The 26,198-nt window shown below is 60.8% G+C and carries 23 protein-coding genes and 1 pseudogene; 10 read left to right on the top strand and 14 right to left on the bottom strand.

All coding sequences use genetic code 11. The features are described from left to right. Positions 1 to 243 precede the first annotated feature (243 nt). The 9 genes from EOC83_RS31390 to EOC83_RS31350 all read left to right on the top strand — a co-directional run bounded on the left by EOC83_RS31390 (position 244) and on the right by EOC83_RS31350 (position 9,981). Positions 244 to 1,770: a sugar ABC transporter ATP-binding protein gene (locus EOC83_RS31390; protein WP_027035676.1), complete on the top strand. Its 1,527-nt coding sequence runs from the start codon at positions 244 to 246 to the stop codon at positions 1,768 to 1,770. Further along, a complete protein-coding gene (locus EOC83_RS31385; protein ID WP_024505176.1) occupies positions 1,767 to 2,783 on the top strand; it encodes an ABC transporter permease in 1,017 nt (338 codons plus the stop codon). Before EOC83_RS31390 ends, EOC83_RS31385 begins: the two co-directional genes overlap by 4 nt. A 122-nt stretch (positions 2,784 to 2,905) precedes the next feature. Further along, positions 2,906 to 3,829 (top strand): ABC transporter permease, encoded by a 924-nt coding sequence (locus tag EOC83_RS31380; protein WP_050580526.1) that lies wholly within the window; start codon positions 2,906 to 2,908, stop codon positions 3,827 to 3,829. A gap of 81 nt (positions 3,830 to 3,910) precedes the next feature. Then, complete coding sequence (locus tag EOC83_RS31375) at positions 3,911 to 5,134, top strand: sugar ABC transporter substrate-binding protein (protein WP_024505174.1); 1,224 nt, start codon at positions 3,911 to 3,913, stop codon at positions 5,132 to 5,134. A gap of 59 nt (positions 5,135 to 5,193) precedes the next feature. Then, positions 5,194 to 6,483, top strand: a complete 1,290-nt coding sequence (gene hisD, locus EOC83_RS31370; RefSeq protein ID WP_127326024.1) for a histidinol dehydrogenase — start codon at positions 5,194 to 5,196, stop codon at positions 6,481 to 6,483. Positions 6,484 to 6,542: 59 nt separating this feature from the next. Then, positions 6,543 to 7,586 carry a LacI family DNA-binding transcriptional regulator gene (locus EOC83_RS31365; RefSeq protein WP_082826751.1) on the top strand — a complete coding sequence of 348 codons (1,044 nt, stop codon included), beginning with the start codon at positions 6,543 to 6,545 and terminating at the stop codon, positions 7,584 to 7,586. After that, on the top strand, positions 7,573 to 8,136 hold the full coding sequence (locus tag EOC83_RS31360) for a hypothetical protein (RefSeq protein WP_063170572.1): 564 nt from the start codon (positions 7,573 to 7,575) through the stop codon (positions 8,134 to 8,136). The genes EOC83_RS31365 and EOC83_RS31360 overlap by 14 nt, the downstream gene beginning before the upstream one ends. A gap of 10 nt (positions 8,137 to 8,146) precedes the next feature. Beyond that, positions 8,147 to 9,037, top strand: a complete 891-nt coding sequence (locus tag EOC83_RS31355; protein WP_063170573.1) for an N-acyl homoserine lactonase family protein — start codon at positions 8,147 to 8,149, stop codon at positions 9,035 to 9,037. Between the two features lie 11 nt (positions 9,038 to 9,048). Then, entirely contained in the window at positions 9,049 to 9,981 is a 933-nt protein-coding gene (locus EOC83_RS31350; RefSeq protein ID WP_206516562.1) for a 3-hydroxyacyl-CoA dehydrogenase, read from the top strand. Positions 9,982 to 10,108: 127 nt separating this feature from the next. Here EOC83_RS31350 and dnaE2 read toward each other — a convergent pair. From dnaE2 to EOC83_RS31305, 9 genes and pseudogenes are all read right to left on the bottom strand, one after another. Then, positions 10,109 to 10,603: pseudogene (gene dnaE2 / locus EOC83_RS31345) on the bottom strand (error-prone DNA polymerase); the annotation flags it as partial. A gap of 634 nt (positions 10,604 to 11,237) precedes the next feature. Then, positions 11,238 to 11,990 (bottom strand): AAA family ATPase, encoded by a 753-nt coding sequence (locus EOC83_RS31340; protein ID WP_127224613.1) that lies wholly within the window; start codon positions 11,988 to 11,990, stop codon positions 11,238 to 11,240. Beyond that, positions 11,987 to 13,336, bottom strand: coding sequence for a hypothetical protein (locus EOC83_RS31335; RefSeq protein ID WP_063170575.1), 1,350 nt, complete (start codon positions 13,334 to 13,336; stop codon positions 11,987 to 11,989). Before EOC83_RS31335 ends, EOC83_RS31340 begins: the two co-directional genes overlap by 4 nt. Next, positions 13,294 to 14,745, bottom strand: coding sequence for an SIR2 family protein (locus EOC83_RS31330; RefSeq protein WP_063170576.1), 1,452 nt, complete (start codon positions 14,743 to 14,745; stop codon positions 13,294 to 13,296). Before EOC83_RS31330 ends, EOC83_RS31335 begins: the two co-directional genes overlap by 43 nt. Before the next feature lie 105 nt (positions 14,746 to 14,850). Further along, the gene (locus tag EOC83_RS31325) at positions 14,851 to 15,915 is read right to left on the bottom strand and encodes a nucleotidyl transferase AbiEii/AbiGii toxin family protein (RefSeq protein ID WP_063170577.1); all 1,065 of its coding nucleotides are present in this window, start codon (positions 15,913 to 15,915) and stop codon (positions 14,851 to 14,853) included. Next, positions 15,908 to 16,537: a DUF6088 family protein gene (locus EOC83_RS31320; protein WP_063170578.1), complete on the bottom strand. Its 630-nt coding sequence runs from the start codon at positions 16,535 to 16,537 to the stop codon at positions 15,908 to 15,910. The genes EOC83_RS31325 and EOC83_RS31320 overlap by 8 nt, the downstream gene beginning before the upstream one ends. A 310-nt stretch (positions 16,538 to 16,847) precedes the next feature. Beyond that, positions 16,848 to 17,720 (bottom strand): hypothetical protein, encoded by an 873-nt coding sequence (locus EOC83_RS31315; RefSeq protein WP_063170868.1) that lies wholly within the window; start codon positions 17,718 to 17,720, stop codon positions 16,848 to 16,850. Positions 17,721 to 18,357: 637 nt separating this feature from the next. Then, positions 18,358 to 19,068, bottom strand: coding sequence for an SMC-Scp complex subunit ScpB (locus tag EOC83_RS31310; RefSeq protein ID WP_063170579.1), 711 nt, complete (start codon positions 19,066 to 19,068; stop codon positions 18,358 to 18,360). A 2-nt stretch (positions 19,069 to 19,070) separates the two neighbouring features. Next, complete coding sequence (locus EOC83_RS31305; RefSeq protein ID WP_127326022.1) at positions 19,071 to 20,015, bottom strand: DUF1403 family protein; 945 nt, start codon at positions 20,013 to 20,015, stop codon at positions 19,071 to 19,073. A gap of 125 nt (positions 20,016 to 20,140) precedes the next feature. Here EOC83_RS31305 and EOC83_RS31300 point away from each other — a divergent pair, with 125 nt between their 5' ends. Next, positions 20,141 to 21,313 (top strand): site-specific integrase, encoded by a 1,173-nt coding sequence (locus EOC83_RS31300; protein WP_063170581.1) that lies wholly within the window; start codon positions 20,141 to 20,143, stop codon positions 21,311 to 21,313. 23 nt (positions 21,314 to 21,336) lie between these two features. On the opposite strand, the gene EOC83_RS31295 is transcribed toward EOC83_RS31300, so the two are convergent. The 5 genes from EOC83_RS31295 to repA form a co-directional block, all read right to left on the bottom strand. Continuing rightward, positions 21,337 to 21,855 (bottom strand): RES family NAD+ phosphorylase, encoded by a 519-nt coding sequence (locus tag EOC83_RS31295; RefSeq protein ID WP_063170582.1) that lies wholly within the window; start codon positions 21,853 to 21,855, stop codon positions 21,337 to 21,339. Then, the gene (locus EOC83_RS31290) at positions 21,852 to 22,241 is read right to left on the bottom strand and encodes an MbcA/ParS/Xre antitoxin family protein (protein WP_013525331.1); all 390 of its coding nucleotides are present in this window, start codon (positions 22,239 to 22,241) and stop codon (positions 21,852 to 21,854) included. Before EOC83_RS31290 ends, EOC83_RS31295 begins: the two co-directional genes overlap by 4 nt. A 186-nt stretch (positions 22,242 to 22,427) precedes the next feature. Further along, positions 22,428 to 23,633 (bottom strand): plasmid replication protein RepC, encoded by a 1,206-nt coding sequence (gene repC, locus EOC83_RS31285; RefSeq protein WP_013525330.1) that lies wholly within the window; start codon positions 23,631 to 23,633, stop codon positions 22,428 to 22,430. Positions 23,634 to 23,786: 153 nt separating this feature from the next. Next, positions 23,787 to 24,752: a plasmid partitioning protein RepB gene (repB, locus tag EOC83_RS31280; RefSeq protein WP_013525329.1), complete on the bottom strand. Its 966-nt coding sequence runs from the start codon at positions 24,750 to 24,752 to the stop codon at positions 23,787 to 23,789. 77 nt (positions 24,753 to 24,829) lie between these two features. After that, on the bottom strand, positions 24,830 to 26,032 hold the full coding sequence (gene repA, locus EOC83_RS31275) for a plasmid partitioning protein RepA (RefSeq protein WP_013525328.1): 1,203 nt from the start codon (positions 26,030 to 26,032) through the stop codon (positions 24,830 to 24,832). Positions 26,033 to 26,198: the final 166 nt, after the last annotated feature.

The following is a 26,198-nucleotide window of genomic DNA, read 5'->3' as shown; positions in this document are numbered from 1 at the left end:
CTCGTGCTCGGTCTATCGACCAGCATCCAGGAGGTCATCAAGGGAGCCATCATCATCATTGCGGTCTCATTGAACCGCCGTTGAAGGCAGCAGCCCGGGATGAAATCGGAAGATATGCGGTTCCGCAATTAAAGGGTCGATGATCTGTTGATCACAGCGCATTTCGATGAAATAGTAAAAAGAGAACGTTCTCACTGCGTGTTTTGGGATGAAAGAGGGCGTTTTGGAGGAAATCTGTTGAGTGTGTCGCCGCCACGATTGCAGGCCGTTGCCGTTACCAAATCCTACGGCGCGACCACAGCATTGGAAAATGTGTCGCTGGATCTGGCGGCGGGCGAAGTCCATGCGGTGCTCGGCGAAAACGGCGCCGGCAAATCCACGCTGGTCAAGATCCTCAGCGGTGTGATTGCGCCAAACAGCGGTCAGATGCGTCTCGACGGTGCGGTCTATGCGCCGCATTCGATCCTGCATGCGCGACAAGCAGGCGTGGCCACGGCTTTCCAGGAATTGAGCCTCGCGCCCAACTTGACCGTTGCCGAAGCGCTGCTGCTGCCCGCCATGAAGCGCGGGGCGTTCGGCCTGGTCTCTCCCTACCAGACAGCGCGAGCCGCAGCTGAAATCCTGCATCGCTATCGTTTGGATGACGTCTCGCCGATCGCCGGCATCGCCAGCCTGTCGCTCGCCCACAGGCAGCGGCTCGAGATCGCCCGAGCCATGCACTATGCCGAAAAGGTTCTTATCCTTGACGAGCCTACGGCAGCATTGACCGATGTCGAATGGCTGTTCGATCTGGTTCGCAGCACGACTGCGGCCGGGACCGCCGTCCTCTATATTTCACACCGCCTGGCCGAGGTGCGCACCTTGTGCAAGCAGGCAACGGTGCTGCGAAACGGCCGTTCCGTGGCAAGCGTCGGACTATCGGACGCCAGCGATGCCGATATTTTCGAGCTGATGGTCGGCCGCACGGAGATGGCGCACGGGCGCCGCACCCACTCGTTCGCTCGCGAGACGCGTTCCGCGCTCGAACTGAACAATGTCACCGGCGCAAAGCTCAAGGGCGTCACACTCGACGTGAAAGAGGGCGAGATCGTCGGCATCGCCGCTTTGGAAGGCCAAGGCCAGCGCGAACTTTTCCGCACCCTTGTCGGCCTGGATAAAGCGACGTCGGGACAAATCCTGGTCGGGGGAAAGCCCGTACAACCTAAAAGCCCACGTCATGCCATCGCGGCCGGACTGAGCTTCCTTCCCGAAGAACGCAAGGTGGAAGGGATATTCTCGACACTGTCGACGGCAGCAAACATCGTGCTGCCCGTCATCCAGAACATCAGCCGGACCGGTTTTGTCTGGCCCGCGCTGGAACGGCACAGTGCCGCACGGGCATCCGAAGGGGTCGAACTCAATCCTCGCTATCTCGATTTTCGTATCGCCGACCTCTCCGGAGGCAATCAGCAGAAGGCATTGCTTGCGCGTGCGATGTTTACGGGCGCGCGTACATTGCTTCTCTACGATCCGACCCGAGGCGTCGATGTCGGCACCAAGCAGGCTATCTACGCGGCCATTCAGGCCTTTGCCGACAGGGGTGGATCGGTGCTTCTCTATTCATCGGAACTTACAGAACTGACGCGTCTGGCCGACCGCTGTCTGGTGCTCTACGGCGCACGAATTTTCGAGCAGTTCACGGGCGAAGCCATCGAAGAGCGTGCGCTGGTCGCAGCCCTTACCGGTCATTCCCGAGACCCCGCAAAATCAAAGCGCGAGGCCGCGGCATGAGCATTCTTGCAACCAAGGCGGCAGCCACCTCTCACCGCCTCGCCCCGTCAATGCCGGCAAGGGCAAAAGCCTTACTGGCCAGCGGCACCGGCATCATCATCGTTCTCTACATCATCCTGTATGGCCTGTATTCCATATGGGATCCTACCGCGCTGACCGCCGACACAGTGCTCAACCTGACGAACAATGCCGTTCCCCTTGCGATCGCGGCGGCGGGTCAGACGTTGATCGTGCTGTCCAGAGGCTTCGACCTTTCCGTCGCCGGCGTCATCTCGCTAACCAATGTCATCATGGCGGCTTATCCGCTGGACGGCCCGTTGGGGGCAGTCGAAAGCCTTGCCATCTGCCTGGCGATCGGAGGCGTGGTCGGCCTGGTAAACGGTTTCCTGGTCGCCGTGCTGCGTCTCCAGTCGATCGCCGCCACGCTGGCGACGATGATCATCTGCCAGGGCCTTTCATTGGTGATCCTCGACGCGCCGGGAGGTACGGTCGCGGATTTCATCTCCTATGATCTGACCGACGTGCTTTTCGGCGTGATCCCGATCTCGGGGCTCTTCGTCGCGGGCGTTGTCGCTCTCTGGATGATTTGCCGACGCACGGCGTTCGGCACAGGCCTTTATGTCGTGGGGGCTGATGAAACAGCTGCGCATCTGTCAGGCATCAATGTCAAACGCGTCCGAATTCTAAGCTTTGTTATCGGTGGCATGCTCTACGGCCTCGCGGGTTTCATGCTCAGCGCTCAAACTGCGACAGGAAATCCCAACGCAGGCGCCTCTTTCCTGATGCTGACCTTCGCTGCCGTGGCGCTCGGCGGCACGTCGCTGAGCGGTGGGCGCGGCAGTGTCATCGCCAGCATCATCGGCGCCGCCACGCTCATGTTGCTGCAGAAGGTGCTGTTCGCCGGCGGCGTGTCGTCCTTCTACACCGGCATTTTCCAGGGCGTGGTGCTCGTGCTGGCGGTGGTGTTTGGAAATGTCGTGACGCATTTTGTTGAACGAAGAGGTGCAACGTGACCGAAGCGCACCCTCCCGGGGCGGCTGTAGCCCCTGCCCCGCGGGCCCAACGGCACACGGAACGTGTCGCCGACAATAGGCGTACCGCACGCTTGCGGCCAGAGACAATCACGGCGGTCTGCGTGTTCGGTATCAGTATCCTGCTGGTGCTGGGTTCACGCTTCGTCAGCCCGGCACTCGGTTCATGGGATCACGTCAACACCATAATCCTTCTGGCGTCGTTCCTGATCGTCGTGGCCTTCGGCCAGGGGATCGTCATCATGATCGGAGGTCTCGACCTTTCAGTCCCGGCGCTCATAACGCTTGGCGGCGTGCTGACGACCAGTTGGATCGATGCCTCCAGCGGCATGAGCTTGCCGCTGATACCGGCGATCTTGCTGATCTGCGCGTGCATTGGCGGGATCAGCGGCCTTGGGGTGACCTTGCTGCGTATCCCGCCCTTCATCATGACCATGGCGACGGGGATCATCACCGCTTCCGCAGCACTTGGGCTTACGAGCGGCACACCGCGCGGCGCGGCTCCCCCAATCCTGACCGCTCTGATGAAAGCGAGTTGGATCGGCATCCCGGTCATCCTCCTATTCATCCTGGTTTTCGCCATCCTCGGCTCAGTGCTGCAGGGTCGAACATCCTACGGTCGCCGCCTGACAGCCATCGGCGCGAATCCGGTCGCGGCTCATGTCGCGGGCATTGCAGTGCGCAGTTCGGTTCTGATCGCCTATATGCTGAGCGCAGCCGCATCCGGGTTTGCCGGCATGATGCTGGCGGGCTACGCAAACGGCGCAACGCTGCGCATGGGCGACGACTATCTGCTTCCCTCGATTGCGGCCGTCGTCATCGGCGGCTCGTCCATTCTTGGTGGCAGCGGCTCTTTCGTCGCCACGATAGGCGGTGCCATCCTGCTCACCGCGTTGAGTACGGTGATCTCGGCGCTTGGCATTCCACAGGGCTGGCGCACGGTCATCGAGGGCTCGATCATCCTCATTGCCCTGCTCCTGCTGAGGGAAAACACCTTCGCGTTCCTAAGACGCCGACTGGCGCGGTAAAGACCGCCCGCGCCCGGCGATCCGGGACGTTCAGTGAGAACGTTCCCATCAACAAGCGGTCAACGATCTGGGAGACCTTCGATGCCAAACTGGAAGAGAAAACTAAGTCTATGCGCAGCCGCTCTTTGTACTGCCGCGGTCAGCCTTTCGCTCACCGCCCCGTCGGCGTCAGCGCAGGACAAGAAGTTCAAAATCTACCTGAGCATGAGCTACAGCGGCAACTCTTGGCAGTCGGAGGCAGCCAACATCGTCAAGGCGCTTGCCGCCACCCCACCCTACGACAAGACCGTGGAACTGACCCAGGTGATCTCGGGCACGGATCCCCAGGCTCAGATCGCTGCGTATGAGAGCATGATTGCCGCCAAAGCCGACGGCATTATCAGCTTTCCGATTTCTTCCACCGCCCTCAATCGCGTCATCCACAAAGGCTGCGAGAAGGGCGTGAAGTTCTTCATGTACGACGCGACGGTCACCGAGCCCTGCGCCTACAACGTCAGTTACATTACCGCTGGCTTTGGCGAGAACAGCGCTCAGGCCCTGGTCAATGCGCTCGGCGGCAAAGGCAAGATCTTCCTCAGCCGCGGCGTTCCCGGCAACTCGGTCGACAAGCGCCACACCGATGGAGCCATGTCGGTCTTCAAGAAGTACCCCGGCATACAGGTCGTGGACGAATACTATTCCTTCTGGGACGACCGTACGACCCAGCAGGAAACAGCCAAGGCGCTCGCAGCGCATCCCGACGTCGACGGCATCTGGGCTCAGGCCGGTGAATACGGTGCGATCCAGGCCCTCATGGACAAGGGAAGCAAACTGGTGCCGATGACGGGCGAAAACTCGAATGGCTTCCGCCTTGCGCTGGCCAATCCAGATTTCCAGAAGCGTGGCCTGAAAGGCGTTTCCGCCGGCTCGCCGCCGGCCAGTGCTGGCTATGCTTTCAAGCTGATGATGGAAGCCCTGACTGGAAAGCGCGATCTCAAGCCGGGCAACATCGAATATCCTCTGCCATGGGTGCCCGCCGACCAGGTCAAGCTGTGCAAAGGCCAGACGTTCGAAGATGGTTGCAACGCCTTCCCGGAAGGCGTCGTGCCCAGTTCCTTCGTGACGGAGGTGTTCAGCCCGACGCTTCTGCCGGAGCTTTCCATCCAGTCGGCGCTTGAAGGCAAGCCAACCCCAGGCGCGACCATCCAGCCTTTGCCGGCCGATGTTCCGAAAGCCGCCGACGAGCCCGGCATCAACTGCCAGAAATGCGAGCCGCCGGCAGACCAGTACAAGCTCACCAAGGTTCAGCCAACCGTCAATCCGTAATGGCCAAGGCGGGCGGCGTCACGCCGCCCGCTCCACCTTTTTCAAGAACGAGGACGAACATGCCCAGTTATCTCAAGCGCGGCCAGGACGCGAGCACAGTGGCGGCGGTCGACGCCAGAACGCGATTGACCGTTGAAAATATTCTCGCCGACGTCGAGGCGAGAGGTGACGCGGCCGTGCGCGAGCTCTCTGAAAAATTCGACAACTGGTCGCCAGAAAGCTTTCGCCTTTCCGAGCAGGACATTGAAAAAGCCCTGTCCGCGGTTGCTCCACGCGATCTCGAAGACATCCGCTTCGCCCAGGCGCAAGTGCGCAATTTTGCCCAGCATCAGCGCGATTCCATCAGGGATATCGAAGTCGAGACCCTGCCCGGCGTCGTACTCGGCCACCGCAACATTCCAGTCAATGCCGTTGGCTGTTATGTGCCCGGCGGCAAATATCCGATGGTTGCTTCGGCTCATATGAGCGTGGTCACGGCGCGCGTAGCCGGCGCGAAGCGCGTGATTGCCTGCGCACCGCCTTTCCACGGCGGCCCGCATCCGGCGCTCGTCGCCGCCATGCATCTGGGCGGTGCCGACGAAATCTACGTGCTTGGCGGTGTGCAGGCAGTAGCCGCCATGGCGCTCGGCACCGGTACTATCGCCCCGGTCGACATGCTGGTCGGTCCCGGCAATGCATTTGTCGCCGAAGCCAAGCGCCAGCTCTTCGGCCGCGTCGGTATCGACCTCTTCGCCGGCCCGACCGAAACACTGATCATCGCCGACGAAAGCGTCGACGGCGAGATCTGCGCAACCGATCTCCTCGGCCAGGCCGAGCATGGGCCCACCTCGCCCGCCGTCTTGCTTACCACCTCCGAGAAGCTCGCCCGGGCAACCATGGCCGAAGTCGAACGGCAGCTTCTGCGGTTGCCGACAGCGGAACTCGCCGGCAAGGCCTGGGCAGACTACGGCGAAGTGATCGTGTGTGAGTCCGATGAGGAGATGGTGCGCGAGGCGGACCGCATCGCTTCCGAGCATGTGCAGGTCATGACGAGCGACCCCGATTACTTCTTGAACAACATGACCAACTACGGCGCCTTGTTCCTTGGGCCTCGCACCAATGTGGCATTTGGCGACAAGGTCATCGGCACGAACCACACGCTGCCGACCAAGAAAGCAGCCCGCTATACTGGCGGACTGTGGGTCGGCAAATTTCTCAAGACCTGCACATACCAGCGGATCCTCACCGACGAGGCCAGTGGACTGGTCGGCGAATATTGCTCGAGGTTGTGCATGCTGGAAGGTTTTGCCGGACACGCTGAGCAGGCCAATATCCGCGTGCGGCGCTACGGCGGCCGAAACGCCGCTTGACGACCTTGAACAAAGCACGTCGAAACATGGTTCGCCGCTAAAACTGGAGCCTAGCAGCCATGACCGAAGTCGCCCTGAAGCAGCCTCACACGCCCCGCATAACGGTGAAAGATTTGGCAAGACAATTGGGCATGTCGGTATCCACGGTTTCGCGAGCCTTTTACGAGGACGCCGTGATCGCGCCAAAGACGCGCGCGAGAATCCTCGCGCGCGCGGCGGAACTCGGTTACCAGCCCAATCCGCTCGCACGCGGCCTCATCACCAAGAGCAGCCGCATCGTCGGCATCGTCGTGTCCGACATCACCAATCCATTCTATCCCGAAGTGCTGACGCGGCTGACGGGAAAGCTGCAAGCTCTGGACCTGAATGTGATGCTGGTGGTGACCGATCCAAAGCGCAGCGAGGATGAGACGCTTCGCGTCCTGCTCTCTTATCACCCCGACGTGGTGATCATCCTGGCCACGACGCTTTCTTCGGCATCGTCCGATGCCTGCCGCAAGGTCGGTACACCCGTCGTGTTCTTCAACCGCTACGATGCCAGCCAGCGCTCCTATGCGGTGACCTGCGACAATGAACTCGGCGGCAGGACGGTCGCCGACCACCTGATCGATCTCGGACACAGGCGCCTGGCCTATGTCGCCGGCTTGCCGAATGCCTCGACCAACGTCGATCGCTGGAAGGGTTTTCATGCCCGCTGCCTGGAAAGAGGCGTGCAGGCTCCTCTCAGCAGCGTAGGGCAGGAATTCAGCTACGCGGCCGGCTATGCCGCCGCGCATGGGTTTCTCTCGTCCGACGAACCACCGACTGCGCTTTTCTGTGCGAACGACATCCTGGCGATCGGCGCCATGGACGCGGCAAGACGCGATTTCGGCCTTTCGATACCGGACCGTCTGTCCGTCGTTGGTTTCGATGACATCGCGATGGCCTCCTGGCCGTCGCACGATCTCACAACTGTTGGTCAGCCAATGGAACTGATGGTGGAGCGCACCGTGGACCTGACGCTGTCCCTGTCGCGCAACGATGCCAGTCAGCCCGCCCTGCAGCGCATTCCGGGAAAACTCGTCGAACGCAGCACCACGAGGGCCATCGATGGCAGGCAATAAGTCTTCTCTGTCGATGCTGGACTGGGCGGCGCAAATTCATGGCCCGGACTGTGCTGGCTTTGGCCCCGCTCGCGAAGTCGCGGCCTTGTCTCTGCCTGAAGGTGTGGCGGATGAGGTGGTCGCCTATGGTCTCGAGGCCCGCCAGGTCTACAACGGTCTTAAGCGTTTAATCGGGCAGGTCGCTGGCCTGATGATCCTGCTGCAGGCAAGCGGCCGCCGCGAAGTGCTCGATCTTCCGTCTATCGCCAGTGCCGCGGAATTGTTCGACGAACTCCGCGAACGCCTTTCAAAGTTGCGGACAACGTCTCGCCTTAATGTGCATCTGCAGCAGTTGATCAGCGCACACAGGCTCGTGGGCACCTGCCTCACTGTTTTGCGCGAGCAGCAAGCTGCCAAGAACACCCCAGACCTCGCCGAGCCGCTCGGCAATTTGTCGGCGGCTTACAGGCATCTGCAATCGGCATCCGAGGATCGCTTCGGAATGACCATGGTCGACTTCAGGCATTCCTGCTGCAACTGCGGGGCCGAAGGCCGCTTATCATCAGTCTAGGGAGGAAATAATGTCACAGTATTCGATCTGGATTCTCGAATATTCCTACGTCACCAAATACCACAAAAGTGGTGTTCTTTATGGTGCGCACAACCAGGGCTACGTCAAACTTCCGTACTGCTACGCCCTGATCAAAGGCAACGGACACGTTGCCATGGTGGATGTCGGTTACAACGACAAAGACTATGGAAAGCACCTTGGAGACAAGTTCGGTGTCGAGAACTGGCGCTCCCCAAAGGAGGTTCTCGCCGGGGTCGGCCTGACACCCGAGGAGGTCGATACGGTCTTCATCACCCACGCCCATTTCGACCATTTCGGCAATGTCGAGGATTTTCCGAAGGCGAAATTCTACATTCAGGAACGCGAGATCGCGAAGTGGACCTGGGCGATGTCGCTGCCTGACAGGCTCCGCTGGATGATGGTGGCTGTCGATCCCGGTGACATCATCCGTGGCGTCGATCTTGCGCGCCAGAAACGGCTCATTTGCGTCGATGGCATCGTAGAGAACGCTCTTCCGGGGATCGACCTTCATGTCGCCTACGACAGCCACACCTTTGCGTCCATGTGGGTCAATGTCCGCAACGACGGCAAGGCGCGGTCTTCCGATGCCTGGGTGCTCGCCGGCGACCTGGTCTATGTCTTCGAGAATGTCGAAGGCCCAGGGGCCGTCGTCGATGTCGATACGCCGATGTATGTGCCGGTCGGTCTTGCTCTTGGCAGCCAACAGAACCTGTTGATGGCCACCGAAGCGATGATGAAACAGGTCGGCTATGAAGCGCAACGTGTCATTCCAGTACATGAGGAAAGGCTCAAGGACCGCTTTCCGTCGCGGATCACCAAGGACGGACTGCGCATTTCGGAGATCTGCCTGGCTGACGGCGAGACATCCAAGGTACGATGATGTCAACAAACTTGAAGCAAGTCGCAGTTATCGGCGGCGGACTGGTCGGAAGCGGCTGGGCGGTCGTCTTTGCGCGTGCTGGCATCCCGGTTCGGCTATTCGACGCAAGTGAAGACATCCGGCAAGGCGCGTCCTCTCGTATCCGTGGCAGTCTTTCGGACATGCAAGAGTTCGGCCTGGTCAGCGATGTCGATGCAATCGCGCAACGCATCGAAGTGGTCGACAGCTTGGTCGATGCAGTGTCGGGGGCCGATTACGTGCAGGAATCCGTCTTCGAACGCGTCGACGTAAAAAAGGCAGTGTCCGCCGAGATCGGCGCTGCCATACGTGACGATGCGGTGGTAGGCAGTTCGAGTTCCGGCATACCGGCTTCGATGTTCACTGAACAGGCCCCAAGGCGATCGCGCTTTCTAATCGCCCACCCGGTCAATCCACCGCATCTGGTGCCGCTTGTCGAACTGGTAGCTGCCCCATGGACGGATCCGGAAATCGTTCCATGGCTGCGCGAGACGATGGAGCAAGTCGGACAGGTGCCGATCGTCGTCAACCGTGAGATCGAAGGCTTTATTCTCAACCGCCTCCAAGGTGCGCTGCTGAACGAAGCCTGGGCGCTGTTGGATGCGGGCTTGGCAAGTGTGGCCGACATTGATCGAACAGTTGCTCATGGTCTCGGCCTGCGCTGGTCGTTCATGGGACCGTTCGAGACGATCGATCTGAATGCACCCGGTGGCATAGACGATTACGCACAACGTTTGGGAACGCTGTACCACTCGATCGCACAGGATCGCCGCGATCCGAAACCCTGGTCCCCTGATCTGATTAAACTCGCCACGGCCGAGCGCCGGGAAATACTGGCAAAGCCAGAGCTCGAGGCCCGTTCGGCATGGCGCAACCGTCGGCTTATGGCTCTGGTTTCTCATAAACGGGGTCAGCCAGAACGCTAGATTCTCTCCTTCCGCAAGAAGCGATCGAGGTCACATGACGTGTACGGGAAAATGGGGGTTGGCTGTCGAAATAGCGCCGTTGCCGCCCTTCGTCGCGCTCCAGCTGAGCCGTCTTTTCACGGCGCTTACGTACTCCCTTAAGCGCCCACAAGGCTTCGCGCCGCGCCAAGCCTAGGTCTGGCCGGAACGCATCGGCCTCGGCCAGTTGCACGAGTGAGGCCGCCGGCACGCCGGCGCGCTGCCAAAGATCGTCGATCGAGGCGAAGGGATCGTCGGTCCTGGCCGTTATGATCGCGGCCGCGTCGGCATTGGCCAGTCCCTTGACCAGCCGCAGACCAAGGCGAACGGCGAAGCGTCCCTCCTCGTCGATCGCCTCCAGCGTGCAGTCCCAGCGGCTCGCATTGACGCAGACAGGGCGGACGTCGACCCCATGCGCCTGCGCATCGCGCACGATCTGGGCGGGAAGGTAAAAGCCCATCGGTTGCGAATTGAGCAGCGCGGCGCAGAAGACGTCGGGGTGGTGGCATTTCATCCAACTCGAGGCATAGGCGATGAGCGCGAAGCTGGCGGCATGGCTCTCGGGGAAACCATAGCTGCCAAAGCCCTCGGGCTGCTTGAAGGTGGTGGCGGCAAGTTCGGGCGTATAGCCATTCCCGCCGCGCCGACCATTGACCTTCCGCACTTCGAGCGAATTTTTTCGCCAGCGACGCCGACGAAGAGCGCGGTGAGCGACTTGCCGCCCAATGCCGACCAGCGCAGAAAACTCAACTGTGGTCAGCCACTCACTCATAGCTAGCAACCTGGCGTCGACGCGGGGCAATTCCTGAGAATCTTGTGGGCAAATGCTACATCGCGAACGTGTAGGCTATTTGACGATCGTCCCAGACCACCTCGCGGAGACAATATCAATGTCACCCCCGGCGAGTGCGGGCGCCACTCGCTCAATGAGGGTTACCAAACCTGTCGCTGGAGGTTACCAATGCGCGTGTTGGTTGGCCTTAGGTTCCCAATCGTGGCTGCAATAGCTCAATCAAAACATCCGCTTAAGGTCAGTCGGGAATTGATGTCGTTGGGGCACATTGGTAACCTGTTGTCCAAAGGGCATTAGTAACCTCTTTGGGCGAAAGCGGCGGGATATCATCCACTTAGAAGTCCGGCCGACGACAGATAATTCTGGACTCTTGCCCCTCACGACGACAAATAATTCCGGACATCACACCGGTGTGCAGTCCGGAATTATCTGTCGCTGTCCGGAATTAAGCCGATCTTCGGAGGTCGTCGCCGCGCTCGTGCAAAAGCTTGAGCGCATGGCTGCCGCACGACACGACACGAAGCGTGGTCTCGATCCGAGAAAGACGAATGCTGCCAACGCCATTGGTAACGGCAGCGCAGTTCTGAAGGAGGTGGCAAAGCGCGCGAAGCGAGGTGTTCTCACCGTAGATAACAATCGCTTCGTAGGCGTCGGCTCCCTCAACGTTGTTTTCGGCGCCGATCCTTATGCAGTCCTCCCGCGTCGGCTGCCCGATCTCGAAACGCATGCCGATGCGGCTTTCGATCTGATCCATAGCGTGGATATCACGCCTCGTGCCCGCCAACCGATGGGTGTTGCCGGCGAGCAGTAAAGCGAAGCCGCAGCGCTCCTGAAGATGCAGCAGCTCCCGCAAAACAGGGGGCGTGAAGTTCTGATATTCGTCCACGAGCAACGGACGCGTCGGGCCGCATCGGGCGCCCAAAAAGTTCATGCAATCCTTGGCAAGATCATATGTGTGCTTGCTGTCCCTTTGGACGCCGTACGCGTCATGCAGCATCAGGAACATCGGCCTAATAGCCTTGGTATGCTGCGCAACCTCACAATAGGCAGCTCCGCTTTGGGCGGCTATCCAGTTGAGCGCTACGGTCTTTCCGAGTCCGGCTTTGCCGACCGCAAGCACCGGATATCGCATCTTGACCGCCGTATCGAAGGCAGCCCGCACGGTGAGCGCAGCCCGGGTTTCAACGAATATCGTCATCCGACGATCCTCTTCACCAAGTCCATCTGAGCGGCCATGCGCTCGTCCTGTTCGCGTCGGCGCTCTTCAGGGATCAACGGCTTCTTCGGCATCAGAATCCGCGCCGGCCGCTGAGACGGGTCGAATGATACTTTGCCCGCCGGCTCGTTGGGGATGACTTCAGATTGATCCTGACCAAGCGCCATCAGCCGAGCTGCAACGTCGATTTTCGGGACCGAGCGGCCCATCTGCACAATCGCATCGCGGTGCGCCTTTGCTCGTGCTGCCGTGCTTTGGGCGCCACGATGATCAAGTGGATGAAGTGGGACATCGGGGGTTGCGATCCCGAGCCTTTTACCCTTCATGTCCAGCACAAGCAGCTCTGCCGGCGCATGATAGACCGGGTCGCAGACCAGCACCTTGTCGTGCGTGTACTGCCACAACTCTTCGCAGGACAACCGACGCCCACGGAGTTGGATCGCGCCTTGAATGATGGTGCGCTCGACCCGGCGCGCGACTGCAGCGCGGACCTCGTCCTGGCTCATGCTGATTGCTGACCAGCCCGCAACCACGTGCTGTTGAAAAGTGGTGTTGGGCGAATGCCCCTTGAGGCCGCTCTGCTTTCCCGTAGGCATGCTGTGATAGGCCTTCAGGAGACCGAAGAACGCCGGAACGAAATCTTCGAAGGTGCCATAGGGCGCAACCGTCCGGCCGATCGCCTCCTGGCGCTTGTTCATACGGTTGCCGGAAATCCAGCCCGGTAGCGTGCTCAGATAGCGTGGCTCGAAGTCGCCGAACCAGCGTTCAATGGGCTTTGCCGAGTCGTTGTAGGGCAAGGCATTGACAACTCGCATCGAGCGACCCGGCCCATGGAACCCGGGCACCATCAGTGTCATGGCGTCGTCGAGGTACGTCGCGAACCCGTATTCATTGCCGTTGTCGATATAGAGAGCTTCAGGCAGGCCGAAGGCTGGATGATCCACCATGGCCGCAAATACTTCGATCACATCACGGTTGTTGACGCCGCCGCGCGTGTCGAATGCGATCAAATCACACCAAACGCGGCCAGTCGCCCAGTCGAGGAACCCGATCAGGCCGACGATATTTTGGTCGAGATCGGCGGATCTGCTGACGATCGAGTCTAGCGACTCCGCCGTGTCGCTGGTCGGTTCGGGCAGCTTGAGCGGCAGCAGGACAGCCAGCCAGTTCTCCAGCAGAGCAGTTGTCGCTCCCTGTTCGGTCACACCGACGGGAAGCACACGGCAAACCTTGGTCATCGCATCAAGCGTGGCGGCGGAGGGTTTGGGCCCGACAAGGATCGTGGTCAGGGGACGTTTGGAGCGGGTGACGTCGAGCGCGCGCGCCACCCCTTCCACCTTGCGGAGGATCTTCTGTTCGGTGTCGAACGCCGTGTCAGCGACAAGGATGAGATCGGGCGACGGGCTTTCGCCGACGAGGGCGGCTGGAAGGTCGAACGAAAGGCCGGCGATCGACAGCGGGACTGACAGAGGGCGGTAACCCCTGCGGCCCCGTCCCGGAACATCGTCATCGTGCGCGAGGCGTGGTCGACGAATTTGCGGACGAACTGCAGCCGATCGCCATTGTCGAGGGTCGCCAGATGGTCCCGCAGTGCCACCACTCCCTGTTGCAGAGCCGCGCGCGCGGCGGGGTCGAGGTTACCCTGGACCGTGTCGACCATGACCTGCATCTTGTCGGCGATGACCGAGAGGACGAGCGCGAGCAAAAGCGGGTTGGCGTATGCTCTGACGAGCGACTGCTCGTTGATCTGGTCGCGGGTCGCCGCCGTATAGGTCTCCGGATAGACGTTCTTGAGTAGCCCCTCCTGGTCGGCGCCGACCTGTTCTCCCGAGAAGACGAAGCTGGGCTTGTTTCCGGGCCAGGGCCAGCGCATCACCGATTCCGCCTTGGCGAAGAAGGCCTGGATATTGGAGTCCTGGGCCGACAGGCCCATCATGATGGTCGGCTTCGAAACGGCAATATCGAGCAGACGGTTGATCACGGCTTGATTTTCGGGTGCGGCGGCCCAACGGTTGATTTGCGAGTAGCGACCGACAAGAAACGGCCTGTAGGTTTCCTCGTCGGCGACGGCCAACACCGCGCAGCCATGAAATTTGATGATTTGACCGGTAAGCTCCGGCTGACGAAGATCCTCGGCGCGAACGCAGACCACGAGCTTGGGAACGCCTCCCGTCAGTTCGGCAACAGCCTTCTCGACCAGTCCGTCCCAGTTCGCCGTGGCGATGCTGGACGCACTGCCCTCGAGAACTAGAATGCCCATACATAGATGCTCGACATCGGGTTCGATGGCGGGGTTCGCGAAGGTGGCGGGGACGCCCACGCCGTCCCACAGCAAATAGTCATCGGCCTTGCCGGCAACGGTGACGTCGAGCAGCCGAGCATAATTGTTGGTCAGCCGCGCGACAATGGCGGCCTGGTCCGGCCAAGCGGCGAAGCCAAGGGTGAAATCGACCCTTGCCCATTCGTCGGCCGACAGCGGGGCGAGGCCGAGGGCACGCTTGAGGGCTATGTTATAGGGGCAGTTGGGGTTGGCCGGATCGCTCTGCTGGCGCAGAAACTCCATCACACGCACGATGATGTGCTTCAGGCCATCTACCCGTCCGAATGAGATGCCCGAACCAAGCCAAAAGGCATACTGGTCCTCGGCGATGCCCGTCGCGACGCTGCGAAAGGGACCATCGAGGATGTCGAGGGTTTGACGAACGGAAATCGTTGAAGCGCTTGGCGCAGCTGACATACTTTGGCTTTCGACGCGCGGATAGATAGTGACCGTAGAAGAGCATGGCGCGCGCGGCTAGATAGCGACACCGCCAAGTGGAACGCCATGCTCCGACAGCAGGCGCTATTTCGGCGTGTCAGCGGCCGGCACATCTGTGTTGAGCGTCGCTTGCAGCGTTTCGATGCGCGCGAGGATCTCGTCGAACGAATAAGATGTCTCGTCGAACATCATCGCCTGCATGGCCGAGTAGTCGGCGCGCAAATCTTTCAGGCGGTGCTGGGCGGGCATGAGGCGCAACGTGCCGGGGTGGGCGGTATCGTAGCTCGCCCAGCTCGATCGAAAGTACACGGCCTTGTGCCTGGCGACCTGCGCCAGCATGTCGAAGTCAACCGCCGCCTCCTGCCCCTCGGCCGTGTCGAGAAGCATCGCCACATCATAGTAACGGCGTGAAAAATACTGAGTGGTCGGAGAGTCGTCGGGACGGTGCGCTTCGGAGTGAAGCGCAGTGACCTTCTCCCAGAACGTTCTGCGCGCCGCCAGCACTGTGACGGTGCAATCCGGATTCTCGAAGAACGCGGGGAAATCGTCAGCTGAATAGGGCCGGATGGTCTTCTGCTCGGTCGGCCAAGGATCGCCGCGCGCACCGAACTCTAGTTTGACGCGCGGGGTGATGTAGGTGACGCCTTGATAGTCCTGACCGGTCAGGGCGGCCGGATAGTGAAAGTTCAGGGTCTGGGGATCGTTGGCGTCGATCTCGAGCGACCAGTTGCCCTTGACCGGCTCGACAAGTTGGACGGCGATCGACTCTCGAAGGGCAGGAAGCATCTTGTTGGCGATGTGCTTTTCGACATCGGCCATGAGCGCGTCGATGAGCTTGGCGGACTGCTTCTTGCTGATCCCTTCCCGCTCTGGATTACGATCGCCATCATAGCCCAGATCGGCGCGGTCGAAGGAGAGGTCAATGTCTTCCGAAAAGCGTCGAATTGCACCATAGGCCTTGGAGAGAGAGGTGCCGCCTTTGAATACCAGAGTGGGCGCATCGCCCTTCTGAAGTTCAAAGAGTCGCTTTAAGGTCCAGCAAACCCAGAAGTCCTTCTCAATGATGATGCTGGCGACGCCACGCAAGGCGCCGGACTCGCCGAAGACAGCCGCCCTTTCGGACGCGTTCTGGCGAGCGAAGCTATCCATTGACCGCGTCCGATGTGGTGTCCGCAATGGCGCGCAGCGTCGAGCGCATCCAGGCCGGAGCCTGAACGGCCGTCGAGGCGAGCCTCTTCTTGTCGCTCGGCGACAGCTGGCGCGACGCGACATGAACGATATCGGCCGCCCGTGACGGCCCCAGATGGCGCAGCGCCTGAACAACAGTCCCCGCCGCACTGCCCGGCGCGATGAGATGCTTGGGCGAAGCGTGGCGGAGATCAACGATGCGCTTTCCGAGCACCACCCGACGGGATGGACCATCAGTCAGGTATGAACTGCGGGCCGGAACCTGAGTCGATAGACCGAGGACATTTGCCGCGCGCGAGCCCGCAACCTGCACCTGAGAGCCTGTCTCTCTGGCCAGAGCCTGGGCAATGTCATCGGGGGCCGGAGAAAGCGGGCCAAGCTTTGGATGCACCTTAGGGAAATCGTAGAGGCCGCGTGCGAGGCGTCGCAGCCTGCCGGCCTTGGCGAGGCGCGAGAGCGCCTGATCGATCGAGTCCCTCCCCCCGAGGTCAAGGAAATCGTTAGGCGTGAAAACGCTACCGCGCCCGGAGCTGCGGGCTCGCATTACGATTCGAGATGGGACAGATGAAACAGCGGTCTTCATATGTCAGAAAATAGCCTATATTTTTCTGACATGCAAGACTGTGAAAGTCACTCATGAGAAGACGGCGAGGCGCTAGGCCACGTTCATTGAAGGGCCCGTTGGGACACGGAGCGGTCACTTCACTCGGACGTTACTCCGACCCCGTCGGCGGGTCCCGTTCGCGATGTCCGAAATCTGTAGCATTTTTCGGAACACGTTTGGTTCCGTCACCATATCAACGTGGCACGATTGTGTGCGGCCCGGGCGGATGCTAAGCGTCGAGGACCCTCTGGCATGGCCTTGCCAGACAAAGCAGACCCAACGGCCGCGCTTAGTCGCCAGTGCCAGAGCGTTGTCGCTCCCTGCTGGCGGCAGTCTTTCTTGCCACGCGCAACTCCTCGATCGTGGGCTGCCTCCAGATCCCGTGATCAATCTTGGATCCGGGACGCGAGGGCCAAGTTTTCACGAGTTCGGCGAGCGTAGCCGGGCGCCATTGCCCCCAAACGCTGTCGGCCGAGGTTGGGATATCGGCGTAGGAGGTGCGAATGACCTCTGGATCGACCGGCTCGCCATCGCAACCGACGAAAACGACTACCCCATAGGTAGACGTCATCACCGGCCGACCAAGGGGCGGCAGATTCTCCGGATCGAGCGGATAGCGGCGGCGGCGGCGTTCGGTGGCGCGCGCACGTGCGGCCCGTTCTTTTTCCGACCAGCGATTGGCTTCTCGGCGCTTTTTGCGCTCGTCCGGCTCGTTTCGCTTGGCAGCCTCCTCGATGCGACTCCAGTGCAGGCGCAGGGCCTCATATGACCGGTAGGGGACCGTCCACACACGGCGATCGGCATCCCAGGAGGCAAACGGCACCTGCCGCATCTCATCAACGACAGTGCGGGAATAGGGCGTCACCACTTCCAAATGACTATCAAGGCGCCGAAGATATTTCGAGGAAATGGGATCAAAGACAAAGGCGTCGCGGCCTTTGATGTCGGCATGCGTTTCCGTCTGAGAACGCTCCAGTTCGAGCCATCGATCGAAACGCCGCGCCGCGGTTTTGCCCGGGACGAACCACGCCTTCAGATCATCGTTCCAACGGGCGCGCGGAAATGTCTTTCGAAAACGCTCGACCGTCATGCGGTCATACGGAAATGCCGCCGCCGCGCCGGGGCGATCGTTTCCGTTCGAAGTTGGCATGCTATCGCTCATGTTTGACCACGCGTCGCAATCGACAATGGCTTGCTCGACAACGTTTGAACCAGGTGCTCGGTTCTGGGAAACGTCGATGGGCCTTCTCGTCGACACTAATTTGTTCATGGCGCCTCCGTTGGCGCTTGTATCGGGTACGGCCTCCATCCGGAGCTTGGCTTTGGCATCGATGGCATTCGCGCTCGGTGCACGCTTGCCAAGATTGGTCATCAAGATGGGAACGCCATAGTGGCCCGCGCCCGTCGCATGAAGATCGATCCGTCGAGCACGCGGCTCAGACAGGCTGACATCGCCTCACTCCTCGATACCAGCGTCAAGACAATCAGTAGGCTGCTTACTCGCGTGCGCATCCGGCTGACTGAGAGCCTTGGGGCATCAGCCAACGTCAACCTCGTCGGACCGGTTCAGGTTGATCGTTGAGGGATACTATGCAGCTCCCAAGAGCCCGGCATGCGGTCACGGTCATGCCGGGCTCTTCGTATTCCGACTGCTAGGCCTGGACGGATCGCGAACGACACGCCAATTTTCCGGCGGTTGGTCAGCCCAAGCGGGCTATCACTTGTGCCCGAGGGAACGGCTTCGGACCAGTCGCGTCAATGCGTGTCCGGCGATGGCGCGATCGCGCGTCTACCTTCTCTCAGATACCGAACTCAACACCTTCATTGTCCACACTTGCATCTTCCCCGTCTCCCTTCAGCCCAGTCAGAATATCGCCGGCCAGCAGCTTTTCCTTCGACAGCAGCCCTGCGTCCTCGAGCGCCTCGAGATCCGGCAGCTGGCGCAGCGTGTCGAGCCCGAATTGCGACAGAAAATTTTTGGTCGTCACATAGGTATAGGGCGCGCCCGGCTGCGGACTGCGCGGCCCCGAGGCGATGAGGTCCTGCCCCCGCAGCACACCGATCAGGTCGCGCGACACCTCCTTGCCAAAGAAGGAAGACAACTCGCCGCGCGTGATCGGCTGGAAATAGGCAATGCACATCAAAACCAGTGCCTCCGCCTGCGACAGTTCTTTTGCCCCCTCGCCCGCTGCCGTGCCGAAGGCGGCGCGGATGGCGTCGCCAAAAATTTTCTTGGTCCGGTGCTGCCAGCCGCCGGCGACTGCGACCAGTTCATAGGGCCGGCCGGCGAGCTCGGCGCGGATGTCGTCGATGACCAGCTCGATATTGCAATTCCTTCCCACCACCCGCGCGAGGACACTACGTGTCACCGGTTCGCTGGCCGCAAAGATCACCGCTTCGACGCGGCCCATCCATTCGCGCCAGCGCAGTTCTGGCGGCAAGTGATCCAATTCCGTGTCGAGCAACACAGGCTGTTCGGTCGGCTTGCGGCGGGCAGAGGCTTCGGTCATCCCTACAACCCAAAAAGCCGAAAGGTGGTACGGCCGGAGAGCTCGCGCACGGCATCCAATTGTTGCAGCCGCTCGAACAGCCGCCGCGATGCAAAGCGAGACAGGTTTTTCGTCGTCAGCGTGCCAGGGACGGCATCTTCATTCAGGAGCAAAAAAATCACGTCGCTGGCGCCTTTCGCGCGCAGTTTTGGCACCGCCGCCAGGAGTTTTTCGGCCCGACGCGACAGCTCGGCGGCCAGCCGGCAGGCGTCCGCCGCCGCCGCAACCAGCGCCAGGCAAACCGCCCGATCAAAATTCTCGTCCCCGGGTCGGATGCGCCTGCCGCCGGCCTCGGCGCGGAAGGACGGGCCAAAGGCTTGCGCCATCAGCAGCGGCAGCGGTCGCGGCCAGCGCAGGCCTTGCGCCAGCACCAGGTCGGCGAGCCACCAGGCCAAAAGCTCCGCATCGGGACGGATGGCGACGACGTGCGCGGCGATCGCCGCGGCCGCGAACGGCGCCGGCCGCCCCGAGCGCGCCATGTCGTCGATGTGTTCACAAATCGCCTCGACATCCCAATGGAGGCCAAGCTGGTCGAGTATCTTTTCGAGCCGGTCAGGGGTAGCGACGGGCGGCTGTCCGGCCAACTGCCGCCAGGCGCCAAAGATGGTGCCCGCGGGTCCGGGGTCGGCCCCGGCTGGGCGCAGATACCAGGCGTCGCGCAAGGCGGCCGCGTCCTCGGCGCGGCCGGCGAGCCGCATGCTGGCGGCGGCGCAGCTCAGCGCCAGCCGCTGCCGCCAAACGCCGGCCCAGGCAGGCTGTGCGCGGGCGAGCGTGTCGAGGACACCCAGGGCGGCGCCGGCCCGGAAGGCGGCGGCGCCGTCGCTCGGCGCGCCGGCGTTTGTGATCGCCCAAGCCGGAACGGAGGGCGGCGCACCCGAGCTGGCGGTCGCGGGATCAAGGCGAATCATGATTTGGAGGGTAAAGTGCCGGTGCGCTTATGGCCATGGCTTTCGCGCAAAAACGCACAGCCTGTCGTGCAGATATAATGAATGATAATGTTGCATTATCGTTCGTTACAAGCCATGCTAGCAGAATGGCCCCTATCGTCGACCTGAGCCGCGAAAATCGTCCTGAGGACAGCTCAGTGCCGTCCCACAGCACGACCGCGATCGCCAGCACCTCCCCTCCCTCGCCTCCAGCCGACGACTTGCCTGATATTGTCGATATCGTCATGGAAATGGCGCAGGCACCCTGCGAGCCGCAAAACGCCCCTCCCCTGCCGGCGCACCTGGAAGGGCTCGCCGAGCGCGCGCGCGATTACGTCGAGGCAGCAAGCTCGGCGAACACCCGGCGCGCCTACGCCGCCGATTGGAAGCATTTTTGCGCCTGGGCGCGCCGCCAGCATCTCGATGTGTTGCCGCCCGACCCGCAGGTCGTTGGCCTTTACATCACGGCCTGCGCGTCCGGTAAGGTGACGGGCGACAAGAAGCCGAACGCCGTCTCGACCATCGAGCGACGTCTCTCCTCGATGACCTGGAATTTTTCTCAGCGTGGCCAGCCATTGGACAGGAAGGACCGGCATATCGCCACTGTGCTGGCCGGCATTCGCAACACCCACGCCTCCCCTCCCCGGCAAAAGGAAGCCATTCTGACTGAAGACCTGATTGCCATGCTCGAGACCCTTGACCGTGGAACGTTGCGCGGCCTGCGCGACCGCGCCATGCTCCTGTTGGGTTTCGCCGGCGGCCTGCGGCGTTCTGAAATCGTTGGCCTGGACGTTGCCAGGGACCAAACCCAGGACGGCCGCGGCTGGATCGAGGTTTTGGACAAAGGCGTTCTCGTCGCATTGCGCGGAAAGACCGGCTGGCGCGAGGTCGAGATCGGCCGTGGCTCGTCCGATGCCACATGCCCGGTTGTGGCGGTGCAAACCTGGCTGAAACTGGCGAGGGTCGGCCATGGGCCGTTGTTTCGACGCGTCACCGGAAACGGCAAAGCAGTTGCAGCCGAGCGGCTCAACGACCAGGAAGTGGCGCGGCTGGTCAAACGCACCGCCCTCGCAGCCGGGGTTCGTGGCGACCTGTCCGAAGGCGATCGTGCAGAGAAATTTTCCGGTCATTCCTTGCGCGCCGGTCTTGCCTCATCGGCTGAGGTCGACGAGCGTTACGTTCAAAAGCAGCTTGGCCATACGTCGGCCGAAATGACCCGCCGCTACCAGCGGCGCAGGGACCGGTTTCGCGTCAATCTCACCAGGGCCAGTGGACTGTAGGCCCCCTCCCCTGGCGGATCGGTCTATCGCCAAGACAGCTGATCCCTCGGCAGCCGACCACTGGGGTCGAATACAGCCACCTTGTGCGGGAGATCGGGGCCCCAGTTCCAAAGGACCAGATTGCGATCCTCCATCTCGGCCCCCGGCGCGAAGCTCGGAACCACGATGCCGGCAACATTTCGGGGTTGCAACCGCTCATAGATGGACCAGGACGCTGGACGTTCTCCGTTGCTGAGAGCCGTCGCCCAGGCACAGGCCATCTCTTCGAGCGTCACAGAAAACTCTCCTCTCCGCTCTTCCATTGTCAGATCCGCGATGTCGTCACAATCGATCTCATAGGAGCAAAGCACGCAGGGATCGATCCGCTGTGCGAAGCCCTGGTTGGCTTCCTTGATCGCTGTCATGATGGTCAGCGCCAGATAGAGCGCCGGCACGCCTTTGGGATTGAATCGAGCCCCTCGGATCGCCGCTCCTTCGCCGGAAGTCGGCTTGAATGCCCAACGTGGATCATGTGCGCGGTAGCAGGTTCCGACGAACCTCACGCAAACCCGCCAACGGCCATGTGATCGAGATAATCACGGACCGCTGCTGCCTTGCCGTCCTTCACCAGCGCCTCAGCGGTGCGTCCCCCAAATGCCGGAAGCGGCTGAGCCCGATACCAGGCCATCGCCTGCTCCTTGCCACCCGCCCATTCCGTCACTCGGCTGATGATCTCGAGCATTTCTCGCAGACGCCCCTGGGTCTTTACCGTGGCGCTACGCTCTGACCGATAAAGCGTCTCGCGTGCAAGACCTGCAGTCTGGGCCAACTGGCCTTTGGACATGCCAAAACCGTCCGCGACCTGCCCAATCGCAATCTTCCCATTCCGGTCCATGTAGGACAAGATGAGAGGTCCATTCTGCTCGGCTATCTTGAGTGCCTGGCCCATGGTGTTCATCCTACCATATCGGGAGTCATATTTCGTGTGCAGAAGATATGGCAGTTGTAGACTGTTTTCAAGAACGAACCCGTTCAGTGGCCGCGCCGCAAACCCCGCCGACAGGTGGGAATGTGCCAGGCCACCTCAACAGCACCGGTCACATCCTTACGCCGCTGCCCCGCGATATCTTGCCGCTCATCCGGTCATCCGTGCTGACGCGCCATTGGCTTTCAGCGCCGCCATGAGCATAGGTCCAACAGAAAACTCACCCGCTTTTGCCTTTTCGGTCAGCACGCGCAGATAACCGCCAGCCGAGTTGATATGCTGCGCTCTTTGCAGAATGCAGGCGATCACGATCGCGGCAACTTCCTGGCCCATCACATGGCAAGCCTCCTCATAGGCTGAAGGCGACACGCCAAGGTATCCTCGCACCTGGGCGGCGGTCATCATCAAGTCGCGCCAGCTTCCGATCCCGTTGACGGCATAGTCGGCAATATCGGGACAGGCCCGCAGCACCAGTCCAATCGGGTAGCCTTTCGGCTTCTCGGGGGGGTGGGATGTTGGCTCGGCCTCCGCCCTGCTTTTTTCGAAAGCCGGTTCAAATACAAAAGCGGAGTCTGTGTTTGAATCAGATTGCTGCCGCTCATTATGGGACTCATTGCCGCTAGGATTCTTGGCATTTGTGAAGCTTTCCAGCATCTTGTTGACCGCTTCGTGCAGCTCTACCAGCTCGGCGACGACCCCTTCCAGCTCCGACAGGCCTGCCCGGCGTGGAATTGCGTCCACAATGGCCCGGAACCGCTTCCACAGCGTTCCCCAGTCCCCGGGCACATCCTCCTCGACAGCCGCCTCGATCAGCTTATGGATGTCGCGGCGGTGCAGCGTGATGCGCTCCCGCATCAGTCTGAGCGCCCGACCGTCGGCTCGAACCTGGTCGGCCGCCTGCTGAAACTCCGCTGCCCTGGTGATCAACGGGGCCAGGGAGAAGCCGAAGGCCTCCACCACAGCCCCGCCCGGCCCTTTGCGGGCAAATCTTTTGCCGTTGGCGCTGTCCCTGCGGATGATGAGGCCGCAACTTACCAGTTCCGCCAGGTTCCTGCGCAGCGTGGAATCGGCCATGCCGTGCGCCCGCAGCGATAGCTGAGCGTTGGACGGAAAGACCATCAACCCGTTTTCCTCGCTGATCTGGTCGTCTGGATAAAACGTCAAAAGCCCGCTGAGCACCGCCAGGGCGCGATCGCCGACGCCGACAATCGACTTGCCCTCGCACAGCCACCGATAAACCTGCCATTTCTCGACGACAGACCCCTGAGGTATCTGCCTTGACGCCGTGTTGGCTTTCACCAACGCAAGCGTCATCGGCCGCCGCCCGAAGGGCGTCGTCGCAAACCCACTCTCCATTTCCCTCACCTTTCAATCAGGCAAAAGAAATCTGCTCGCCGAAATGGCGCCACGACTCTTGACAGTGATTCGGGGAAGTGCGATTCTCAGCTTGCTACAGACGAGAAGGGCTTCCGCGACGGCGACGTTCGGGGGCCTTTTTCTTTTGCGGTTTCAGTCTCCTGTTTTCTTGGCTGTTTCCGATTGCCGAAAAGCCTCGAAAAGCTCGTCCAGCCGATCGGTTATGAACGCTCCGAACGGCGAGGCTTCCTTGGCCTTCAGGGCAAGCGTAAACACTTTTCCTGTGTCGGTGATCTTGGCTCGCACGGATCTGTCGTGCGGTGCCCAAGCCTTTTCCTGTGTCTTCGATGCTGCTGGCGCGCGTTTTGCCGGCGCGCTCATGAAGTCGAACAGACGCGCAAATCGTGCGTCACTGCCTGACGTGGCGAACTCTGGACTTGCCACATAGTCGGCCGCCCTGCCCGCGCTATCCGGATGCTCCATAAGCTTGGCGAGCTGCCACCATCTGTCCCGACCAACAGTCTTGGCGGCGCCAATGGCCACAATGACTGGCTCTGGAATGTTGCTGGTAACAGAACGCATCTTCGAGAAGGTCGTGTCATCGAGCGCCAAAGCCGACTTCACCGTGTCGGGCGTGTGGCCGCGCTTGAGAATGCGATCGGCAAACAGGGTCCTTTCGATGAAGGACAAATTGGCCCTTGCGGCGTTCTCTTGGCCCTGGGCAATAACATGATCCTCATCGCCCATCTTCTTGACGACCGCGCGTACTGGCCGTCCCAGCTGGCGGGCAACCTTGACGCGCCGATGCCCGAAGACGGTCTGAAAGCGACCGGAGAGCTCAGGATGAGGCCTGACCAGGATCGGAGAATCTTGTCCTCTTTCCCGAATGGCCGCAAGCAACTCCTGATATGCCTCATCGTCTTCGTCCAGGCGATCCGAAACGAAGGAGGTGTCCACAAATGCCGGATCGAGATCCACGACCGAGCTCTTGGAGAGCTCCTCGAAGGATTGCATGATGGAGCGCGACGCCCCGCGAACGGCATACCCGGATACGTCCTTCGCATCAGCCACTGCCGTCGCAGGGCCCAACACACTGCCGAAAATGTCCCTGCGTGCCATTTAACCGCCTCCAATCGCGGTTAGCGATTTGATTTCAAAGACAAAATTTCCAGTTTTTACTGCCGTAAACTTCGCCGTCATGACCGTCCCCACGCACGATGGATCAGCGTCGCGATTTCAGCATTGACCGCATCGAGGGATTCCAGTGCACGGTCGTAGGTGGAACGGGTAAAGGCCGACTTCTCCACCTCGTAGAGCGTCTGCTTGGTGAGACCCGCGTCCGAAATCGCCGTCGACTTCAACATCGGGTTCTCCAGGATCTGGCCGGCAAGCATGGACTGCATGAAGCCTACCATCTGCGCCTGCGGGATATCCGTCGGCTCGTAGCGTGTGATCAGATATCGAAACCAATCGAGCTCGATTGCCGCACCGGCGGCCTTGATGGTTTTCAATATGCCGCCGAGCATGAGCAGGAACTGGCTCATAGACATCAGGTCGAGCATCTGCGGATGAACTGTAATGAGAACCGACGTCGCCGCCGACATGGCCGTCAACGTCAGGTAGCCAAGCTGGGGCGGGCAATCAACCACGACAACGTCATAGCGATCGTCGACCTCCGTTAACGCCTTCGCCATGCGCGTGAAGAACTGGCGCCCGGCATTGGACGTCTTATCCTGCATGGCGAGGGGCGTGTCGTATTCGTATTCCTGCAATTCGAGATTGGCGGGGATGATATCGAGACCTGGAAAATTCGTCGGAAGGATTACGTCCGCAATCGAGCGGCGTTCGTCATCGTAACGAATCGCCTCATAGAGCGAGAGGTTGTTATCAAGTTCCGGCTGGAACCCATGCAGGGCCGACAGTGAGGCTTGAGGATCGAGATCGATTGCAAGAACACGGTGGCCGGTCAAGGCCAGATGCTGGGCGAGGTGGGCGGCAGTCGTTGTCTTGCCACTGCCCCCCTTGAAGTTGACGACAGCAACGACCTGGAGCTTGTCGCCGGACTTGCGGTGCGGGACATACTTCTTGACTTCGGTCCTGCCATGCTGGTCCAGGAAATGGCGCAGCTCAAGCATCTGCTGGGCAGTGTAGGACCGGCGTCCCGATGGGATCTGCTCGGGCAGGGGGCCCTTGCCCTCCAGATGAAGGCGCTTCAGATTGTTCTGCGAGACACCAAGATAGTGAGCGACTTCTGCCATCGAAAACGAACGCAGCGTCTTCGCCGCATCGGGGGGAAATTTCTCCATCCGAAGCTGGTTAAGGCGCCGTGATATCTCAGCACCCTGCTCGAGGATTTTCTCATCGAACTCGAAGCTCGGTAGCCGCATGGCGATATTCATTCTCGTCGAAAACCTGAATTGGCGCTTTTTGCGATGAAATTATTCAACAAGCGCCATTAAGCTCCGATTCGGAAAGCCCGGCAAGAAGTTTTAGGTTAACAGAAGGTTAACAGCACTAGCGGGCTTCCTTGCGGCCGATTCCTGCTGTCGTCGGATAATGGCGGGT

Source organism: Mesorhizobium sp. Primo-A, from assembly GCF_003997175.1.
Taxonomy (GTDB): Bacteria; Pseudomonadota; Alphaproteobacteria; order Rhizobiales; family Rhizobiaceae; genus Mesorhizobium; species Mesorhizobium ciceri.
Note: the sequence above shows the minus strand (reverse complement) of the source record. Positions and strands in the feature narration are given on the sequence as shown.

Coding starts and splice junctions, on each gene's coding strand:
- EOC83_RS31385 (WP_024505176.1), top strand. CDS start 1,767: ATGAGCATTCTTGCAACCAAGGCGGCAGCCACCTCTCACCGCCTCGCC.
- EOC83_RS31375 (WP_024505174.1), top strand. CDS start 3,911: ATGCCAAACTGGAAGAGAAAACTAAGTCTATGCGCAGCCGCTCTTTGT.
- hisD (WP_127326024.1), top strand. CDS start 5,194: ATGCCCAGTTATCTCAAGCGCGGCCAGGACGCGAGCACAGTGGCGGCG.
- EOC83_RS31365 (WP_082826751.1), top strand. CDS start 6,543: ATGACCGAAGTCGCCCTGAAGCAGCCTCACACGCCCCGCATAACGGTG.
- EOC83_RS31360 (WP_063170572.1), top strand. CDS start 7,573: ATGGCAGGCAATAAGTCTTCTCTGTCGATGCTGGACTGGGCGGCGCAA.
- EOC83_RS31355 (WP_063170573.1), top strand. CDS start 8,147: ATGTCACAGTATTCGATCTGGATTCTCGAATATTCCTACGTCACCAAA.
- EOC83_RS31340 (WP_127224613.1), bottom strand. CDS start 11,990: ATGACGATATTCGTTGAAACCCGGGCTGCGCTCACCGTGCGGGCTGCC.
- EOC83_RS31330 (WP_063170576.1), bottom strand. CDS start 14,745: ATGTCAGCTGCGCCAAGCGCTTCAACGATTTCCGTTCGTCAAACCCTC.
- EOC83_RS31325 (WP_063170577.1), bottom strand. CDS start 15,915: ATGGATAGCTTCGCTCGCCAGAACGCGTCCGAAAGGGCGGCTGTCTTC.
- EOC83_RS31320 (WP_063170578.1), bottom strand. CDS start 16,537: ATGAAGACCGCTGTTTCATCTGTCCCATCTCGAATCGTAATGCGAGCC.
- EOC83_RS31315 (WP_063170868.1), bottom strand. CDS start 17,720: ATGAGCGATAGCATGCCAACTTCGAACGGAAACGATCGCCCCGGCGCG.
- EOC83_RS31310 (WP_063170579.1), bottom strand. CDS start 19,068: ATGACCGAAGCCTCTGCCCGCCGCAAGCCGACCGAACAGCCTGTGTTG.
- EOC83_RS31305 (WP_127326022.1), bottom strand. CDS start 20,015: ATGATTCGCCTTGATCCCGCGACCGCCAGCTCGGGTGCGCCGCCCTCC.
- EOC83_RS31300 (WP_063170581.1), top strand. CDS start 20,141: ATGGCCCCTATCGTCGACCTGAGCCGCGAAAATCGTCCTGAGGACAGC.
- EOC83_RS31290 (WP_013525331.1), bottom strand. CDS start 22,241: ATGGGCCAGGCACTCAAGATAGCCGAGCAGAATGGACCTCTCATCTTG.
- repC (WP_013525330.1), bottom strand. CDS start 23,633: ATGGAGAGTGGGTTTGCGACGACGCCCTTCGGGCGGCGGCCGATGACG.
- repB (WP_013525329.1), bottom strand. CDS start 24,752: ATGGCACGCAGGGACATTTTCGGCAGTGTGTTGGGCCCTGCGACGGCA.
- repA (WP_013525328.1), bottom strand. CDS start 26,032: ATGAATATCGCCATGCGGCTACCGAGCTTCGAGTTCGATGAGAAAATC.